Below are 18,176 nucleotides of genomic sequence, written 5' to 3'. Positions count from 1 at the left end.
TAGCCTAACTCAGGAGGTCATCACTCCGTCTGCTCCGACCACGGCCTTGACCTGGCTGAAAAATGCGCTGGATTTTTCGACGCGGTACTTCGGGTCAACTTCGACGATTGTGACGCGCCCGCCTTGGCGCAAGTGGATGCGCACAGGTGATTCGCCTGGGAAAGCTTCCAGCACGTCTTTGAGTTCGGTCAGCATTGAGCGAGTGCATCGGCCAGGAGTCATCTGCAGGTCCAGCGGGGAGTCCTGATCGTCACGCAGATCCAGCAACGTCATGGCCTGGCCGATCAGTTCGACGTTCTCATCGCGCTGGGTGACGCGCCCCTCGACCTGGACGATCGTGTCGGTAGCCAGGTAGGACTGAATTGTTTCGAACGAGCGAGGGAAGAAAAGCACTTCGATGGAAGCGCTGAGGTCTTCCACCGTTGCGATCGCCCACTGGTTGCCCTGCTTGGTGACCTTCATCTGAACCGACGACACCAGTCCTGCGACGCGCACCTTGCGGTCCGCCATGGCTTCTTCGGAGGAGACGATCGCGGCGATGTCGATGTCCTGGTATCGGCGCAGCGCCGCTTCCACACCGCGCAGTGGATGGTCGGAGACATACAGGCCAAGCATTTCGCGTTCATCGGCCAGTTTGTGCCGCTTGTCGAATTCGGGCAGGTCAGGGATTTCGACCGTGAGGGAGGACTGTTCAGGTGCTGCTGCTCCACCCATGGCGGCAAACAGGTCGAACTGGCCGATGGCCTCATTGCGTTTCAGGTCGGTGACCGCGTCGACGGCCTCGTCGCAGCGGGACAGCAGGGAGCGCCGGTTCTTCCCCAGAGAGTCGAAGGCGCCGGCCTTAATGAGTGACTGGATGGTGCGCTTATTGCACACGGTGGCAGGTACCTTGTCCAGGAGGTCCTGGAAGGAGATATACGCGCCTTTTTCCGAGCGCGCCTGCACGATACCGTCCACCACGTTCGCGCCGACGTTCTGGATCGCAGACAGGCCAAAACGGATGTTCGACCCATCTGGCGCGAACGTGCCCATCGAAGCGTTGACGTCGGGGGGCAAAACGGTGATATCCATGTGACGACATTCAGCCAGGTACAAGGCTCGCCGATCCTTGTTGTCTTTGGTCGAGGTCAGCAATGCGGCCATGTATTCAGTGGGAAAATTCGCCTTGAGGTAGGCAGTCCAGTACGACACCAATCCGTACGCCGCCGAGTGCGCCTTGTTGAACGCGTAGTTCGAGAACGGAACCAGAATGTCCCACAGTGTTTTCACCGCGTCATCGGAATAGCCATGTTCGCGCATCCCCTGCGAGAACGGTCCGAACTCCTGGTCCAGAATCTTTTTCTTCTTCTTACCCATCGCTCGTCGGAGCATATCTGCCTGACCCAGTGAGTATCCGGCCAGTTTCTGCGCGATCTGCATGACCTGTTCCTGGTAGACGATCAGACCGTACGTAGTGCCCAGAATGTCTTTGAGCGGCTCAGCAAGTTCAGGGTGAATGGGAGTGATTTCCTGACGCCCGTTCTTACGCAGAGCGTAGTTCGTGTGCGAGTCTGCGCCCATCGGGCCGGGCCGGTACAACGCGCCCACAGCTGAAATATCTTCAAAGTTGTCGGGGCGCATCAGTTTGAGAAGTTCTCGCATCCCGGAACCATCCAGCTGGAACACGCCGAGCGTGTCGCCGCGTGCCAACAGGTCGTAGGTTGCCGGGTCGTTGAGCGGCAACTGATCAAGGTCCGGGACATCCTTGTTGTTCAGCCTGATATTTTCGAGGGCGTCTGACAGGACCGTGAGGTTTCGCAGCCCCAGGAAGTCCATCTTCAGCAACCCCAGCGCTTCACACGTGGGATAGTCGAACTGCGTAATGATCGCGCCGTCAGCGAGGCGCTTCATGATCGGAATAATGTCGGTCAGCGTATGCGAGGACATGATCACCGCGCATGCGTGGACACCCCATTGTCGTGTCAGTCCTTCCAGTCCCATCGCCAGGTTGACGATGTCGTGAGTCTGCGGGTTTTCCTCGTAGTATTTACGGAACTCCGCTGCCTCGCCGTAGCGCTTGTCTTCCTTGTCGAAAATGCCGTGCACTGAAATGTTCTTGCCCATCACTGCCGGGGGCAGTGCCTTGGTGAGCTGCTCGCCTGTCTTGAAGTCGTAGCCGAGCAGTCGTGCTGAATCCTTCAGTGCCTGTTTCGTCATGATTCGTCCGAAGGTGACGACCTGACTGATCCGGTCTTCGCCGTATTTACGTTTCACGTATTCGATCACTTCGTCGCGGCGACGTTCGTCGAAGTCCACATCGAAGTCAGGCATGGAGACGCGCTCGGGGTTGAGGAAGCGTTCGAAAATCAGGCCGTGTTCCATTGGGTTCAGCTCGGTGATACGCATCGCGTAGGCCACCATGGAGCCAGCACCGGAACCTCGGCCAGGCCCCACGCGGATGCCCTGATGCTTGGCCCAGTTGATGTAGTCCGCCACCGTCAGGAAGTAGCCGGGGAACCCCATCGAGATAATGACGTCTTCTTCGTATTCAGCCTGTTTACGCACGTCATCAGGAACGCCGTCCGGGAAACGGTCGGCCAGCCCTCGTTCAACTTCCTTGATGAACCACGATGTTTTGTCTTCGCCCTCGGGCACGGGGAAATCGGGCATGTAGTTGGCGCCCTCTTTGGTGGTGGTGAAGTGCACGTCGCAGCGTTCAGCAATATCCAGGGTGGTGTCGCATGCTTCGGGCAGTTCAGCCCAGGTGCGACGCATGTCTTCGCTGGAGCGGATATAGTAGCCGTCGCCGTCGAATTTGAAGCGGTCCTGGTCAGCCAGCTTGGCACCCGAGTTGATGCACAATAACGCGTCCTGCACATCTCGGTCTTCTTTTTTCACGTAGTGCGCATCGTTGGTCGCTACCAGTGGAGCATTCATGAGCTTGGCCAATTTGAGCAGGTCATTGCGTGTGCGTCGTTCAAATTCGATGCCGTGATCCATGACTTCGACATAGAAGTTCTCCGGCCCGAAAATGTCGCGCAGCTCCCCTGCTTCACGCACTGCTTCATCCCACTGACCCAACCGCATATGGGTTTGGACGGCTCCCGACGGGCACCCTGAGAAAACGATCAACCCTTCGTGGTATTCCTGCAGCAGTTCCTTGTCGGCACGCGGCCACTTACCAAACTGTCCTTCCGTGGAGGCGCGTGAACCAAGGCGAAACAGATTCAGCATGCCTTCGGTCGTGTAGGCCAGCAGTGTCAGGTGATTGTATGCGCCATTGGCCGAAACGTCGTCACTGCGCTGCCACGGTTCTCCCCAGTGGACACGCTTCGTGTCAAATCTGGACGTGCCGGGAGTGACGTATGCTTCAAGGCCAATGATCGGTTTAATTCCGGCATCTTTGCACGCTGAATAGAATTCGAAGGCGCCGAACAGGTATCCGTGATCGGTCAGTCCGATTGCCGGTTGTTCGAGGCGGGCAGCTTCCTGAACCATCGGCGCGATTTTCGCTGCGCCGTCCAGCATGGAGTATTCGGAGTGGTTGTGAAGATGAACGAAACTGTCACGGGTGGCCATACGTGTCATCTTAATGGTTCTGCAGTGCCCTCGATGAGCTGAGCGAGGTGACGATGCTCAATTCCTGCATCCCAGAATGTATCGTCGCCGTGTGACGCATATCCGAGGCGTTCGTAGAATCCCTGTGCCTGCAGTTGCGCGTCGAGGTCGACCCGGGCGTGCCTGCCGGCAGGGGTTCGTCGTGTGACTTCTTCGTGCAGAGCATTGACGAGGGCGGCTCCGCATCCACTGCCGCGTGCCTCCTGTCTGACAGCAAGGCGCCCCAGGTGATAGCAATCATCACCATCCGGGATGAGGCGCACGGTTCCAACAGGGTGGCCAGCCTCGTCCTCGGCAATGAATTGGGTGACGGCGGGGTTGAAGTCGCGTGCATCAATTTCAAGGACCATAGGAACGTGCTGTTCAACAACGAACACATCCCACCTGATCGAGATAATGGCGAAGCGGTCGGAGTCGGTGGCGCGTCGGACGTGAAGAGTGGTCATCGTGGTTTTCTCAGGAGGGTGAGGGCAGCATCAAGGTCGTCCATGTACGGTGCGTCCACGGTGACGTGTTTGCCGGTGCGTGGGTGTGCGAAGCCGAGCTGGACGGCGTGCAACCATTGACGTTCCAAGCCGAGGCGTTCAGCCTGCGTGGGGTCAGCGCCGTAGAACACGTCGCCGACACACGGATGGTTGACCGCTGCCATGTGGACGCGGATCTGGTGTGTGCGGCCGGTTTCCAGGTGGATTGACAGCAGGGCTGCACCAGCCATGAGTTCAAGGGTGTCGTAATGTGTCACGGCACGCTTGCCACCTTCGATAACGGCCATGCGCCATTCGCGCGACGGATGGCGGCCAATGGGCGCGTCGATGGTGCCCGATGGCGGATCCAGGTGTCCGGCGACCACGGCATGGTAAATCTTCGTGACGGTGCGTTCCTTGAAGGCCCGTTTCATCACCGAATATGCCAGTTCGGATTTGGCGACCATCATGGCGCCAGATGTACCCACATCCAGGCGGTGCACGATTCCCTGGCGTTCGGGCGGGCCTGACAGTGCGATGCGGAAGCCTGCGGCTTCCAGGTTGCCGATCACTGTGGGACCGGTCCATCCCGGGCCCGTGTGTGCCGCAACGCCGACAGGTTTGTTGACCACGACGATGTCGTCATCATCGTAGAGGATGTCCATGCCGGTCACGGGTGCCGGCTGCACACGGTGCTGCGGTATGTCGACTTCAATGAGGTCCTGAAGGCTGAGCCGGTCCGACTTCCGACTGACGGCACCGTTGATGCGCACGTGTCCTGCGCTGGCAAGGTCACCGGCCTGAGAGCGTGACATGCCGAGCATGCGTGAGAGTGCCACGTCCACGCGGGTATCGACCAGCGCGTCCGGCACTGGCAGGTAGCGGTGCTCGAACTCGTCACTCATCGGTGCGCGCACCGGAATGGGAGTGTTCTGTTCGCAGGAAGATGATCACCATCGACACTGCTGCCACAACGATCCAGATATCGGCAACGTTGCCAACGAAGTAGTCGTTGTAGTTGATGAAGTCAACGACGTGTCCGCGCCCGAACGAGGGAGGCTGCACGAGGCGATCCACCAGGTTACCCGCCGCTCCCCCGGCAAGAAGACCCACCACGGCTGCCACACTCGTGGAGGTGATTTTCGGCAGGACCCAGATGATGACGCCGAGCACGACCACTGAGATGATCGTGAAAATCCACGTTGAGCCTGCCCCCATCGAGAAGGCGGCTCCGGAGTTCCTGACCAGCTGGAGACTCAGGAAGTCACCAATAAGTGGACGGCGCTGCCCCTCGGACAACGAGGACAAAGCCCAGAACTTCGTGACCTGGTCACTGATCAGTGCGACGAGTGCTACAACTATGGCGCTGACCAGTGGGCGCCGTGACACATTCGTTGCAGCTGGACTCGTTGACACATGTTCTCCTAACAGGTGGGGCATAAATGTGGCGGCAGCGTCTGGTACGCCGCCGCCACACAGTCATTGGCTTGAGAAACGTCAGTTTTCCGAGCTGTCCTCGTTCACTTCGGTCAGAAGTTTCTCGAGGTGAGTGCGGATGGACTGACGGTATTCCGTCTCGAATCCACGCAACTCGTTGATCTTGTTTTCCAGCAGTCCGCGCTCCTGGTCGAGCTGAGCAAGGATCGTTTCATGCTTGCTCTCTGCGTCGGCAACGATCTCATCGCCCTTGGTGCGAGCTTCAGCAATGATGCGTTCTGATTCTTCGCGGCCGTCGCGCACGTACTCGTCGTGGACGCGCTGCGCCAAAGCAAGCATCGAGGTTGCGGATTCGGGTTCGCTGGGCGTGGCAGGCTGAACCGGCTGCACAGGCTGAACGGGTTCTGGTTCTGGTTCTGGTTCGGGCTGCGCGACCTGCGGTTCTTCCTCGACAACAGGCTGAGCAGTTTCGGCAGGAGTGGAGAAGCCAGATGCGTCGGCCGAACCTTCCTGGAGTTCGGTGATGCGGCGTTCGGCTGCTTCAAGCTTTTCCTGGAGATTCTGCTTCTCCATGTTCAGGTAGTAGATCGTCGCAACGACTCGGTCGAGAAAATTGTCAACCTCGACGGGGTCGTAGCCTTCACGGAACTTCACTGCCTGGAAGTTCTTGTTCAGAACTTCGTCCGTTGTCAGCAGCTGAATCTGTTCCTGACCTGTGGGCTCGTCCATTTCCTCACCTCTCGGTATCTGCCCTGTCGAACGCCGATTGGTAACCGCCCGACGATCGTGGTGTCACCAGCATTCAACCTGATGACACTGATTGTAAGTGATACTTATTCTATCGGACACATGAATCACTGAGGCAACTTCAGTCACAGCGACATCACATTCCAATATGCGTTTCAATTAATCTACCGTTTGAACGCCTAACTAGCCAAATACCATCATCAATCGTGCAACGCGCTGAAGAAGCAGAATACCGATGAACAGCACCATGAAACCGACATCGAGTGCGATCCCGTTACCCAGTCTGAGCGGCGGAATGTAGCGACGCAGGAAACGCAGAGGTGGGTCAGTCAACGCGTAGAGCACATTACCGATCACAATGACGGCCGTTGCTCGCGGATGCCAGTCGCGGGCAAGAATACGGATCCAGTCAAAGATCATCCGTCCAAACAGCACCAGCAGGTACAAGCTGGCACAGAAGTGTACAGCGGCGCCGAGTATGTACACGGGCATTACTCTGCCTGGCTGAACAGCTCCGCACCGTGGGAGGGGGCCATTCCGGATGACACCTTGACAGATCGCGGCGACAGCAGGTAGACGCGTTGAGTCACGCGTTCAAAGTGTCCGCGCAGGCCGTACACCAGCCCGGCGGAGAAATCGATCACGCGGCGCGCTTCATTGTCAGGCAGGTCGGTCATGTTGACGATGACAGGGATATCGCTGCGGAAGGCGTCGCCGATGCTGCGCGCATCCGCATAGGAGGTGGCGTGAATGGTCTGAATTCGGGCCAGATCATTCGGCTCAGTTTGCTGCACTGTTTCAGTGCGGCGCACTGCAGGTGTGGGTTCATAGTCGGACAGTTCAGTGACGTCTGCCCACTGTCCGGGCTCTTCCTGTTCCATTTCGGGTTCATCGAACTCGTCGTCGGATGTGTCCCATCCCATGAATTTCTTCGCGCGCGTAGAAAATGATTCCGCCATCGTTTCTCCTCTGTCAGGCCGCTGATCTCACGCTAATCGAGAAGATAACGCACAGGCCTCAAGTTGCCTCGGCATGTCGCAACGATGGCGAAATGATCAATGCCTGGCGTCCGCAGGTGGGGTCGCGCCTGTAGGAGTGGAGGGCCGGCGTTTCCCGGGTGCACCGCAGGTCGTGTTCAATTGTGTCGACGCCTGCTTCGCGCAGTTCGCTGCATACCCCCTCGCGAAGATCAAGGCCGGGGGTGCCCCAACTGGTGTGGGTACACATATGTGGTCGAACGGCTGCTACGTCGTCCCACAGCGCGCGGTCCACCTCGTAGCATTGGCCGCATATGCAGGCACCGACAAAGGCGCTGATCGGCTCCGCGCTCATGCGGCGAATCCGGCGAACTGTCGCGCTGAGTATTCCACCGAGCAGCCCCGTGCGTCCGGCGTGGATCGCCGCCAGGATCGTCCCATGAGCTGCACTCAGGCACACAGGCACGCAGTCGGCAACCATCACGGCCAGTCCCGTGCGTGGCCCCTCGGCCAGATTGACGACGAGGGCGTCTGCGTCAATGTGGTCGCTGATCGCATCGACGACGTGGACACGCGTGGAGTGCGTCTGGTCCATCCAGGTCAGCGGGCTTCCGGTCAGCTTGCTCAGGTGATCGCGGCGCTTCGCCACTGCCTGAGCATCATCGCCAACGTGGTATCCCACGTTATTGCGAAGTGGGCAGGTGCCCGACCCCGCTTCCGTGTGCGTGATCAGGGCGCCTGCCCACTCGATCGGTGTGATCATGTTTCAGCGCAGAAAATCAGGAATGTCCAGGTCGTCAGCGGAGTCATCCTCGTCGAAGATGCGCGGCACTTCCAGCGAATCGGCATCTCGCGGAGCAGGCTGAGCACTGGGCACATCCGACGGTGTGGCGGACGGCGCCTGCGTGCGGGTAGGCACGCGAGGTTCTGCACGATGTGCGGGGCGAACCGGCGTCTGGGAAATGGTTCCCGCTGAGCGTTCACGCAAGGGTTCTTCCGCAGACTTCGGGGCCGGCGCGGCGACAGGTGCCGGCTGTTCCGGCTTCTTCGCTGTCGCATCGGTGTTACCTGACGTCACGGGCTGGTCGTCAAATCCGGCCGCAATGATGGTGACGCGGATCTCGTCGCCCAGCGAATCGTCAACGACGTTGCCGAAGATGATGTTGGCTTCAGGGTGAGCGGCTTCGCGCACCAGCAGTGCGGACTGGTAGATCTCCTGCAGGCCAACATCCGAGCCACCCTGGAAGAACATGAGGACGCCGTGAGCGCCGTCAATGCTGGCTTCAAGCAGCGGGGAGGAAATCGCGGTTTCCACGGCGCGCAGCGCGCGGTCATCACCTGTAGCAGCACCGATACCCATCAGCGCGGATCCGGCATCCTGCATCACGGACTTCACGTCGTTGAAGTCGACGTTGATCAGACCCGGGGTGGTGATGAGTTCAGTGATTCCCTGCACTCCCGAGAGCAGGACCTGGTCGGCTGCCTGGAATGCTTCAAGGATCGAGATATTGGGATCCGAGATGGACAGCAGGCGATCATTCGGGATGACGATCAGCGTGTCGACTTCTTTGCGCAGTGCCTCAACGCCCTGTTCACCCTGGGCGGCGCGACGCATGCCTTCAAAGGAAAAGGGGCGGGTGACGACGCCGACTGTCAGAGCGCCGGAGTCGCGGGCGGCTTTGGCAACGATGGGGGCTGCGCCCGTTCCCGTGCCGCCTCCTTCACCGGCGGTGACGAACACCATGTCGGCGCCTTCAAGGGCGGCCTTGATGTCATCGATGTGGTCTTCAGCTGCCTGACGGCCCACTGACGGGTCAGCTCCCGCTCCCAGGCCGTGGGTCAGGTCGCGACCGATATCAAGTTTGGTTTCAGCATCTGACATCAGCAGAGCCTGGGCGTCTGTGTTCACCGCAATGAATTCGACGCCTTTGAGTTCTGCTTCGATCATTCGGTTAACAGCATTGACGCCGCCGCCGCCGACTCCGACCACCTTGATCACTGCGAGGTGGTTTTGAGGTCCTGCCATTTTGTGCCCCTCCCACTCAACCCTCAACCTCAAGTTGAAGGTTGGTGTTTCTCCTGTATTCTGCCGGAAAGACGGTAGAAAACAACACCTCAAACTGCAAGGAAAGATGTGGGCGTGTCGCTAGGACGTGACCGGCCGGGTCGGAGAACTTACGTCATAGACCTGCGCAGGTCGTTGGTCGATCAGAACCTTCAGGACGCGTGACTTCAGATCCGAATCATCCTGGGTCCCCCACCGCACCACACGGTTATCCGCCAAGGTAATGGTCAGCTGCTGTCCGTCGGCACTGATCTTTCCTGTCATCTGACGCAGCTCAGAACTGAGCGCCGCCCACACCGTCTGGACCTGCTCAATTGCCTGCGCTCTGAGAGGGTCCTCAGATGGAAGCGCGACAACAGGCAGACCCTCGGGCGGATCCCCGGGTATCTCCACGCCGTCCTCGTCAATGACGCGGGCATTTTCACCGACCATTTCCACCATCACTGGCCTGCGAACGGTGATCGTAATGGTCAGCCCATCGGGCCACGAACGCTGCACCTGGCTGTCGCGTACCAGCGTCAGCGAATTCACAGCCTGCACAACTGATGACATCGACAGTCGCGTAATCGGGGTTCCGCTGAATTCGTCGACGCTGGCAATCACCTGCTCGGCCGGTACGACGTCATTCGCGCCCTCGACGGTGATGCGCGAGGTCGTGAGGGCGAAAAGTGGCGAAAAGAAGATGGCCCAGATCGCCGCTGCAGCAAGGAGGACAGTGACAATAATCGACATCAGAGTGCGAAGAGACAGCCGTCTACGTGCTTTGCGTCGTTCATCAAGACGGGTGACCTTCGAGTTTTTCTGGCCCCTCGCGCGCCGCTCGCCGAATGCGTCGACCGCACTGGACGAGGACAGCGGCGTGCGCATCTGGCGTGGCCCGCGGATACGTTCCACCGACGCGGATCGCGTGGCCGACGCAGATCGCTGAGTCGAGGCGGGCCGCCTGCTCGATTCGGAATGCTGCGTTGATGCGGATCGCCCACCGATTGCATGGCGATCATGCACGGTGGAGCGTTCAGGCTGTTCGGCAGGCTCGTGGGGAGGGCGAGGCCGGGGTGGTTGCCTCACTGCACGTCCCCGTTGCGCCATTCATCGAGAACGTCATCCGCGCATTGCGTGATTGAGCCGGCACCCATGGTCATCACTATGCCATGTTCTCCTGTCTGACGCGCTGCCAGGCGGGCAGCTTCATGCATGTCCGGGATCCATTGGGCTCCAGGCAGGTGCGCCACGATCAATCCAGAGTCGACTCCCTCGATCGGATCTTCACGCGCCGGGTAAATATCGGTGACGACCACATGATCCGCGTGCGCCAGAGCGTCAGCGAAACGCTGGGCAAAAGCACGTGTGCGACTAAGCAGATGCGGCTGGAAGACGACGGTTACCTCGCCGCCGTCAGCTACGATCCGGGCCTGCCTGAGAGCTGCTTCCACCTCGGTCGGGTGGTGCGCGTAGTCATCAATAACGCGTCTGGAGCCCACCTGGCCGCGAAGTTCGAATCGGCGACCTGTACTTGAAAAATGCGACAGACCGTTGGCAAGACGGCCGGCATCGACCCCCAGCGCGCATCCTGCCGCCCATGCACCCGCCGCGTTGAGCACGTTATGATCACCCACCACGGCGAGGCGAATCGTCGCCTCCAGCGTGTCAGGTCCGCACAGGTGGGCGCTCGAGCCATGATCAGTTGTCGCAACATCAGTTATCGTCACATCCGGCACCGCCTCACAGTGTTCAGGGCGGCCATAGGTCAGCGTGGTGATGCCATCGCGACGAGCTGCCTGCGCCAACGCCCGCGCACCTCGATCTTCCGCGCAGCACACCAGTGTTCCACCGGCAACGATGCGGTGCGCAAAGTCCACAAATGCCTGCTCGAACGCCTCCGTTGAGCCGTAGTGATCCAGGTGGTCCGGCTCAACATTGGTGACGAGGGCGACTGTCGGATGGTAGTTCAGGAATGAGCCATCGGATTCATCTGCCTCGGCCACAAAAATGTCTCCGCCGCCCAGGTGCGCACCAGTGCCAAATTGGGGCACGATACCGCCGACCGCGCACGAGGGATCCTCCCCTGCTTCAGCTAACGCAATAGTCAACATGGCAGATGTCGTAGTCTTGCCGTGCGCGCCGGCAACAGCGACAAAACGCATGCCCCTGGCGGCATAGGCAAGTGCCTGGGAGCGGTGAATAACACTCTGGCCACGCTCGGTGGCACGGACCAGTTCCGGATTCGTTGGACGCACTGCCGTCGAGACTACAACTGTGGCGTCGGCCGGGACCCGATCGGCGTCATGGCCGACATAGGCGTCAATTCCCGCTGCCTGAAGCCTGTCAATGACAGATGACGGATTCTGATCCGACCCGCTGACGGTACAACCACGAGCATGAAGCAGCTCTGCCACCACGCTCATACCGGCTCCGCCGACGCCAATGAGATGAACTGTGCTGATACCGGTTTGCGCGTTCATCTGCACATCTCCTCCACGAGGTCTGTCAGGCGCTCAGCGGCGTTGGCAGAGGATCCATGAGCTGACGCGCTGCGCATCCGGCTGAGGCGCTCCTGGTCAGTCAGTATGCCCATGACGTCGGTGCGTGCGCGTTCAACGGTGAAGTGCGCGTCGTTGATCAGCTCTGCACCGCCTGCTGCGACGTGGTCATGCGCATTCAGACGCTGCTCACCGTTGCCGATCGGGAGGGGGACATAGACGGCAGGCAGTCCGAGGGCGCTCAGCTCCGCGACGGTGCCGGCACCTGAGCGGCAGACCACCAGGTCGGCCACGGCCAGCGCATCATGCATGTCAGTTGTGTAGTCCACCACGTGCCATCGGTGAGCCACTCCCGCCTCGTCAATACTGGCACGCACGGCATCGTCCTTGCCTTTACCGGTCAGGTGCAGAACCTGACAGCCCTCAGGCAGCTCGGAGGCGATGGATGCCATGACTGTGTTGATGTGAAGCGCCCCCAGGGAGCCGCCCGTGATGACCAGCGTGGTCAGATCCGGGTCAAGTCCGAAGCGCTGCGCGCCTTCGACGCGGGCGGTGCGGGCACCCTCGTCGGTGGTTCGCAGATGCGCCAGGCGCGCGATCTGCGGGCGGAGGGGCAATCCGACGACCTCGGTGCGTCCCTGTCGTGCTGCAAGCGGCGTGGAAGCGAACGTGAGTGCGACGAGGGCGGCCCATCTGGCTCCCAGTCGGTTCGCCAGGCCGGGGCGCGCATTTTGTTCATGAATGGCGATCGGGATGTGCTCTGAACGTGCGGCAAAGTAGGCGGGGGTGGAGACGTATCCACCAAAACCCAACAACCCGTCAGCTCCTGTGATCACGTTGCGGGACTGCGCGATTGCGTGGCGCAGTCGCTGCGGAACTGTCAGCAATGCCGGGGTGGGTCGGCGTGGCAGGGGCACACGTTCAATTTCGTGAAACTCAAATCCTGCTGCCGGGACCAGATCTGCTTCCAGGCCTTCGCGCGTGCCGAGGATTCGCACATCCCATCCGCGCTCACGCAGGCACGTGGCCGTTGCCAGCAACGGATTGACGTGACCGGCTGTGCCGCCGCCTGCCAGAACTATTGTGTGTGTCATCGCGCCTTCTGTGCCTGTCGTACTGGTCGTGTGCGCGCGGGACGCTTGTGAATGCGTCGGCGTGGATCGCGTCCTGCGGAAGCCTCGTCGGGAGAGCCGAACATTCGCATGCGAGCATTCGCGCGCGCACATGACGCTACCACCCCAACAGCGCTAGCGGTAAATACGAACGCCGAACCGCCAGAGGACACCAGCGGCAACGGCACGCCGATCACCGGGCCGATGCCGGTTACCGACATGACGTTGATGACGGTCTGAACAGCGATCCACGATGCGATGCCGCCGCACATAACAGCGGCAAAAAGCGATGTGGTTTCCCTGCTGACGCGCACCATTCCCCACACCATCAGCATCATGAGAACCAGGACCGAGCATGTGCCCAGCAGGCCGAACTCCTCGCCCACGATGGCAAGGATGAAGTCGGTGTGCGCGGCCTGGAGGTATTCCCACTTTTCACGCGATGCGCCCGGTCCCAGCCCCATCAGCCCTCCAGAGCCGAATGCCCACAGCGCGTGGTCGATCTGTTCGGGAGCTGAGGTGGAGCGCTCCGGCCCCATGCCGGGAATAATGGCGATGATGCGCCTCAGTCGCGTGGGGTTCTGCACGACGAGGAATGCCAGAATCGGGATTGCTGCCAGGATCGCATAGCCGAACCACTTCCTGGGCAGTCCTGCCACCCACAGCGCGCCAAAGGCACACGTGGCGACGACGAGGGCTGTCCCCATGTCGTGTCCGAGCATGACCAGGCCAAGCGCAACGGCGGTCGCACCACCACAGCGGATCGCCATTTGCTTGAAGTCATCACGGCGCGAATCCCTGCGGGCGACGAGCTGGGCCAAAGCGATGATGAGCGCCAGTTTAAGCAGTTCGGATGGCTGGATCAGGAACGGCAGACCGGGAATATGGATCCAGTTCGTGTTGCCGCCCTCGGCACGGCCAAACAGCGGCACCATGACCAGGGCCTGGAGGAGGCAGGCGAGTGCGAACAGCACAAGGGCTCCGGCGTAGTAGACCTTCTCGGGCACCATCTGTGCCACGAACATCATGATGAGCCCGATTGTCGTCAGCGCCAGCGGCTTCAGGAAAGCGATATAGGGGTTTTCACCCTGGGCAATGTTGGTGACGGCGGAGGCAGAAAACCCCATGAGCAGTCCGATCAGTGCCAGCAGCACTGCGGGGATGATGACGAGGTAGTAGGACGTGACAGGCGAGGATTCACGCGCGGCAGATGACTGGCCTTCCCGCCCGAAGCGGATCGCCGGTATGCGATGCCACAGGCGCGCCAGCCGTTCGCGCGGACTGCGGGTCACCTGGTCCGCCACAATCTGCCTCCCCTACTTGTTGGTGTTCCACATGTCTTCCAGGCGCTGCACCGCCTGGGCAAAAACATCGCCTCGCTGGCCGTAGTTGTCGAACTGATCCCACGATGCGGTTGCCGGAGCCAGCAACACGGTGTCGCCCGGTCGCGACAGGCCAACCGCCTCGTTCACCACCGAGAACATCCAGTCATCATGACCATCGACTTCCACGACAGGCACCGACGGAGCGTGCGCCGCCAGTGAGTTCCTCAAAAGCGCCCGGTCGACGCCAATGAGCACCACGCCGCGCAACAACGGGGCGACGCGGGTGACAAGGTCGTCGAAGTTCTGCCCCTTTGCGTCTCCCCCAGCAATCCAGATGGCAGTTCCCGGCGTGACACCAGCCAGGGAAGCAGCGGCGGCATGCGCATTGGTGGCTTTTGAATCATCAATCCACGTCATGTCCGCTGCGTGCGAGATAATGGCTCGCCGGTGGGCGGGTTGCGTGAAAGTGCGCAGACCCTCTGCAACAGCTTCGGGCGTCACTCCGTGTGCGCGTGCAAGAGCGGCGGCCGCCAGCGCATCCATCAGGAGTGCGGGCGAGGGCTGTGCACCGGAGACATGAACGAGGTCATCGAATTCAGCCAGATGCAATGCGTGCGTGCGTCGTTCATCCAGAAAGGCCCGATCGACGAGGGTGTCCTCGACAATGCCGACCTGTGAGACAGCAGGGGTGCCCAGTGTAAATCCGATGGCGCGCGCCCCTTCAATGACGTCCGCGTTCTCCACCATTTTTTCGATGCGACGGTCAGCTGACGGATAAACGCATGCGATGCGTGTGTTTTCGTAGATGCGTGCCTTTGCCTGCGCGTAGGCCTCGACACTGCCGTGCCAGTTCAGATGGTCGGCATCGACGTTGAGGACAACGGACGCTTCCGGGGATACGGTGCGGGTCGAATACAGTTGGAATGAGGATGCCTCCACTGCAAACACGTCAGCATCATCGTCAATGAGCTGCGTGATGGGGACGCCGATATTGCCTACTTCGAGGGCATTCTCTCCGCCTGCGCGCAGCATGGCCGCCAGCATCGAAACCGTTGTGGTCTTGCCGTTCGTACCGGTGACCATCAGCCAGGGGCGGCCTGCATGCAGGCCGGATTCCTGCAGGAGCCACGCCAGTTCCATCTCGCCGACGATTGGGATATCCGCAGACAATGCCGATTGCCATACTGGCTCGTGGGGTGCGATTCCCGGAGACATGACGATCAGGTCGGGCGCGGTCTGCACGACGCGTGTGGCCAGTTCATCGGCGTCAGCGATAACCTCGACACGGTCGTTGTTTTCGGCAACGTCGTGCTGGTCGAAGCCCGTGACGTCCCAGCCTCGTGAACTCAGGGCGCGGCCTGCGGCCCGACCGGACATTCCCCATCCGATGATTGCTGCACGACCGGGTTGGGGCAGTTGTTCCATTACAGCCATGACACCCACTCCGCGTAGAACAGGCCGACGCCGATCACTGCCAGGAGTGCGGCGATCAGCCAGAAACGGATCACGATGGTGATTTCTTTCCAACCCTTCAGTTCGAAGTGGTGGTGAAGCGGCGCCATGCGGAAGACACGTTTGCGCGTCATTTTGAACACACTGATCTGGATAACGTCAGACATCGTGATGATGACGAAGAGTCCGCCGATGATAACGGCCAGGAACTCCGTGTTCGTGAAAATCGACATGCCGGCGACTGCGCCGCCCAGGGCGAGAGATCCGGTGTCCCCCATGAAGATCTGTGCGGGTGAGGCGTTGAACCAGAGGAAACCGGCCAGCGCTCCCACCAGGCCGGCGCAGAAAATTGCCAGTGACAAGGGGTCACGGGTCGTGTAGCAGGCTGCCGTGTTGATCGTCGTTCCCCAGCACGACTGTGTCACCTGAAAAACTGAGATCAGCGCGTACGCTCCGAAGACGAAGATTGATGCGCCGGTCGCCAGACCATCCAGGCCGTCTGTCAGGTTCACGGCGTTGGACCATGCGGCAACCAGAAAGTTGACCCACAGGACGAACAGGATGCCGCCCACGATGATGCCCGCGAACGCCAGATCGATACCGGTGGGACGTGCCACGGATATCGCCGTCGATCCAGGTGTGATGCCGCGTTCGTTGGGTCGCATCAGTGCCAAAATGGCGAAGATGGAGCCGATCGCCACCTGCATGATGATCTTCGCACCTGCGTGCAGGCCAAGGGATCGTTGTTTGCGTATTTTGATGCCGTCGTCGAGCAGGCCGACGATTCCCAAGCCGACAAAGAGGAATGCGAGCAGGAGTGATGAATAGGCGGGCAGCGTGCGGTTTACGGCGTTGCCAGCAAGCCACGCGATGATGGTGGCGCCAATGAAGACAACGCCACCCATTGTCGGTGTGCCACGTTTGGTCAGGTGTTGGGTGGGGCCGTCCTGGCGGATGAACTGTCCGTATTGGTGACGGACAAGGAATCGGATAAACAGGGGTGTCAGGCCCAGTGAGAGCACCAGGCCGACCGCGAATGACGCAATAACCCCGATCATCGACTGCACCCGCTTTCCATCAGTGTTGCGGCAATCTGCCACGCATGAGATCCGTATGAGCCTTTGACTAACACAATGTCGCCGTCACGAACGGCGCTGGTGAGTTCGCCCAGTGTCTCATTCCAGTCTTCACTGTATGTCACTTCGGTGCCTGAATCTGTTTTCGCCTGCGCGTGGGAGGCAAGTGGCTGCGCATCAGCTGACCACGTGAAGATATGGGACACGCCTGCATCAAGTGCCATTTGGGCAACGTCTCGGTGCAGGGCCTCGGACTGCTCCCCCAGCTCCAGCATGGCGCCCAGCACTGCCACGGTTCGCGCATTGCGTTGAGCACCCAGATGCTTCAGAGCGGTCAGTGCTGCGCGCATGGAATCCGGGTTGGCGTTGTAGGCGTCATCGATCAGGATGATGGTGCGTCCCTCGTCCAGCGTGACTGTCTCGATGTCCATCCTGTGTGGTGATGATGGCCCCGAAGCGGTCAGGACTTGCGCAATGGTCTGCGTGTCGACGCCGCACGCGTATGCTCCGGCTGCGGCTGCCAGCGCGTTGTGCACATGATGCGCACCCACCAGTGTCAGGTGCACGTGAGCACGTCCTTCGGGTGTGATTAGGTCGAATGCGGCGCGTTCGTCAGCGTCGATCGTAATGCTTTCCGCGCGGATCCACGTGTCGGTGAACTGCGGGTACTGAGTGCGCGTGGTGAATCCGATGATGCGTCCTGGCGCACGCTGAGCCATCGCCGCCACGTAGTCATCATCAGCGTTCAGTACAGCTGTCCCGTCAGGTTTCATGCCCTTAATCAGTTCGGCTTTTGCGGAGGCGGTGGCTTCGCGCGATCCAAAGCCTCCCAGATGCGCTGTGCCCACCATCAGTTCAATCGCCACATCCGGAGCGGCAATGCCGGTGAGCATGCGCAGATGTCCGGGCCCCGATGCACCCATTTCCAGCACCAGGTGACGTGTGTGTTCGTCGGCCTTGAGGACGGTCAGTGGCAGGCCAACCTCGTTATTGAAGGACAGTTTGGGCGCAACGGTCGGCCCGTCGGTCGCCATGAGCGCAGCAAGCAGATCCTTGGTGGTGGTTTTTCCGGCGGACCCTGTCACAGCGATGACATCGAGGGGGCCTGCCTGTCGCAGGTCCTCCAGATGTGCATGGGCGAGGACGCCGAGCGCCTCGGTCGATTCGGGGGTGACGATCTGGGTCAGTCCGGCCTGTGGTATTTCACGTTCGACCAGGGCGGCCACCGCTCCGTTGTCTCGCGCACTGGCGATGAAGTCGTGCCCGTCGGCGTTCTCGCCGCGACGGGCGACGTAGAGCGATCCTGCGGTTGCTTCACGCGAATCGGTGACCACTGGTCCCGTGACCGTCACATCGGGGCCGATCATCTGCCCGCCCACTGCTCGGGCTACCCATTCTGCTTGCCTGTTCATCGTCCTTCTTTCAGCAGGTTGTCCCTGTCCTC

The 18,176-nt window shown here is 60.4% G+C and carries 16 protein-coding genes; all 16 read right to left on the bottom strand.

Annotated elements, in window-relative coordinates; translation table 11 throughout:
* Positions 1-9 precede the first annotated feature (9 nt).
* The 16 genes from dnaE to BLT69_RS04035 all read right to left on the bottom strand — a co-directional run bounded on the left by dnaE (position 10) and on the right by BLT69_RS04035 (position 18,144).
* Positions 10-3,558 (bottom strand): DNA polymerase III subunit alpha, encoded by a 3,549-nt coding sequence (gene dnaE / locus BLT69_RS04110; protein WP_070725969.1) that lies wholly within the window; start codon positions 3,556-3,558, stop codon positions 10-12.
* Between the two features lie 5 nt (positions 3,559-3,563).
* Positions 3,564-4,043 carry a GNAT family N-acetyltransferase gene (locus BLT69_RS04105; protein ID WP_092648476.1) on the bottom strand — a complete coding sequence of 160 codons (480 nt, stop codon included), beginning with the start codon at positions 4,041-4,043 and terminating at the stop codon, positions 3,564-3,566.
* Positions 4,040-4,966 (bottom strand): RluA family pseudouridine synthase, encoded by a 927-nt coding sequence (locus BLT69_RS04100; protein WP_070725878.1) that lies wholly within the window; start codon positions 4,964-4,966, stop codon positions 4,040-4,042. The genes BLT69_RS04105 and BLT69_RS04100 overlap by 4 nt, the downstream gene beginning before the upstream one ends.
* A complete protein-coding gene (lspA, locus tag BLT69_RS04095; protein WP_227469200.1) occupies positions 4,959-5,477 on the bottom strand; it encodes a signal peptidase II in 519 nt (172 codons plus the stop codon). Before lspA ends, BLT69_RS04100 begins: the two co-directional genes overlap by 8 nt.
* An 81-nt stretch (positions 5,478-5,558) precedes the next feature.
* Entirely contained in the window at positions 5,559-6,200 is a 642-nt protein-coding gene (locus BLT69_RS04090) for a DivIVA domain-containing protein (RefSeq protein ID WP_058236864.1), read from the bottom strand.
* Between the two features lie 228 nt (positions 6,201-6,428).
* Complete coding sequence (locus BLT69_RS04085; protein WP_058236473.1) at positions 6,429-6,737, bottom strand: YggT family protein; 309 nt, start codon at positions 6,735-6,737, stop codon at positions 6,429-6,431.
* A complete protein-coding gene (locus BLT69_RS04080) occupies positions 6,737-7,204 on the bottom strand; it encodes a cell division protein SepF (protein ID WP_058236472.1) in 468 nt (155 codons plus the stop codon). Before BLT69_RS04080 ends, BLT69_RS04085 begins: the two co-directional genes overlap by 1 nt.
* A 58-nt stretch (positions 7,205-7,262) precedes the next feature.
* The gene (locus tag BLT69_RS04075) at positions 7,263-7,985 is read right to left on the bottom strand and encodes a purine nucleoside phosphorylase YfiH/LACC1 family protein (RefSeq protein ID WP_257590405.1); all 723 of its coding nucleotides are present in this window, start codon (positions 7,983-7,985) and stop codon (positions 7,263-7,265) included.
* Between the two features lie 3 nt (positions 7,986-7,988).
* On the bottom strand, positions 7,989-9,248 hold the full coding sequence (gene ftsZ, locus BLT69_RS04070; protein ID WP_092648475.1) for a cell division protein FtsZ: 1,260 nt from the start codon (positions 9,246-9,248) through the stop codon (positions 7,989-7,991).
* A 120-nt stretch (positions 9,249-9,368) separates the two neighbouring features.
* On the bottom strand, positions 9,369-10,355 hold the full coding sequence (locus BLT69_RS04065; RefSeq protein WP_162272392.1) for a cell division protein FtsQ/DivIB: 987 nt from the start codon (positions 10,353-10,355) through the stop codon (positions 9,369-9,371).
* Positions 10,352-11,749 (bottom strand): UDP-N-acetylmuramate--L-alanine ligase, encoded by a 1,398-nt coding sequence (gene murC / locus BLT69_RS04060; protein WP_092648473.1) that lies wholly within the window; start codon positions 11,747-11,749, stop codon positions 10,352-10,354. The genes BLT69_RS04065 and murC overlap by 4 nt, the downstream gene beginning before the upstream one ends.
* Positions 11,746-12,861 (bottom strand): undecaprenyldiphospho-muramoylpentapeptide beta-N-acetylglucosaminyltransferase, encoded by a 1,116-nt coding sequence (gene murG, locus BLT69_RS04055; RefSeq protein ID WP_070725884.1) that lies wholly within the window; start codon positions 12,859-12,861, stop codon positions 11,746-11,748. The genes murC and murG overlap by 4 nt, the downstream gene beginning before the upstream one ends.
* Complete coding sequence (locus BLT69_RS04050; protein WP_227469203.1) at positions 12,858-14,183, bottom strand: FtsW/RodA/SpoVE family cell cycle protein; 1,326 nt, start codon at positions 14,181-14,183, stop codon at positions 12,858-12,860. The genes murG and BLT69_RS04050 overlap by 4 nt, the downstream gene beginning before the upstream one ends.
* Positions 14,184-14,195: 12 nt before the next feature.
* Complete coding sequence (gene murD, locus BLT69_RS04045) at positions 14,196-15,629, bottom strand: UDP-N-acetylmuramoyl-L-alanine--D-glutamate ligase (protein ID WP_092648471.1); 1,434 nt, start codon at positions 15,627-15,629, stop codon at positions 14,196-14,198.
* Positions 15,629-16,714: a phospho-N-acetylmuramoyl-pentapeptide-transferase gene (gene mraY / locus BLT69_RS04040; RefSeq protein WP_092649085.1), complete on the bottom strand. Its 1,086-nt coding sequence runs from the start codon at positions 16,712-16,714 to the stop codon at positions 15,629-15,631. Before mraY ends, murD begins: the two co-directional genes overlap by 1 nt.
* Entirely contained in the window at positions 16,711-18,144 is a 1,434-nt protein-coding gene (locus BLT69_RS04035; protein WP_092648470.1) for a UDP-N-acetylmuramoyl-tripeptide--D-alanyl-D-alanine ligase, read from the bottom strand. The genes mraY and BLT69_RS04035 overlap by 4 nt, the downstream gene beginning before the upstream one ends.
* Positions 18,145-18,176: the final 32 nt, after the last annotated feature.

The sequence above is a fragment of the Schaalia radingae genome (assembly GCF_900106055.1).
Taxonomy (GTDB): Bacteria; Actinomycetota; Actinomycetes; order Actinomycetales; family Actinomycetaceae; genus Pauljensenia; species Pauljensenia radingae_A.
Note: the sequence above shows the minus strand (reverse complement) of the source record. Positions and strands in the feature narration are given on the sequence as shown.

Excerpts from the sequence above, each read along its gene's own strand:
- dnaE (WP_070725969.1), bottom strand. The coding sequence starts at position 3,558 with ATGGCCACCCGTGACAGTTTCGTTCATCTTCACAACCACTCCGAATAC.
- murG (WP_070725884.1), bottom strand. The coding sequence starts at position 12,861 with ATGACACACACAATAGTTCTGGCAGGCGGCGGCACAGCCGGTCACGTC.
- BLT69_RS04080 (WP_058236472.1), bottom strand. The coding sequence starts at position 7,204 with ATGGCGGAATCATTTTCTACGCGCGCGAAGAAATTCATGGGATGGGAC.
- ftsZ (WP_092648475.1), bottom strand. The coding sequence starts at position 9,248 with ATGGCAGGACCTCAAAACCACCTCGCAGTGATCAAGGTGGTCGGAGTC.
- BLT69_RS04100 (WP_070725878.1), bottom strand. The coding sequence starts at position 4,966 with ATGAGTGACGAGTTCGAGCACCGCTACCTGCCAGTGCCGGACGCGCTG.
- murC (WP_092648473.1), bottom strand. The coding sequence starts at position 11,749 with ATGAACGCGCAAACCGGTATCAGCACAGTTCATCTCATTGGCGTCGGC.
- BLT69_RS04085 (WP_058236473.1), bottom strand. The coding sequence starts at position 6,737 with ATGCCCGTGTACATACTCGGCGCCGCTGTACACTTCTGTGCCAGCTTG.
- BLT69_RS04105 (WP_092648476.1), bottom strand. The coding sequence starts at position 4,043 with ATGACCACTCTTCACGTCCGACGCGCCACCGACTCCGACCGCTTCGCC.
- BLT69_RS04075 (WP_257590405.1), bottom strand. The coding sequence starts at position 7,985 with ATGATCACACCGATCGAGTGGGCAGGCGCCCTGATCACGCACACGGAA.
- murD (WP_092648471.1), bottom strand. The coding sequence starts at position 15,629 with ATGGAACAACTGCCCCAACCCGGTCGTGCAGCAATCATCGGATGGGGA.
- mraY (WP_092649085.1), bottom strand. The coding sequence starts at position 16,714 with ATGATCGGGGTTATTGCGTCATTCGCGGTCGGCCTGGTGCTCTCACTG.
- BLT69_RS04035 (WP_092648470.1), bottom strand. The coding sequence starts at position 18,144 with ATGAACAGGCAAGCAGAATGGGTAGCCCGAGCAGTGGGCGGGCAGATG.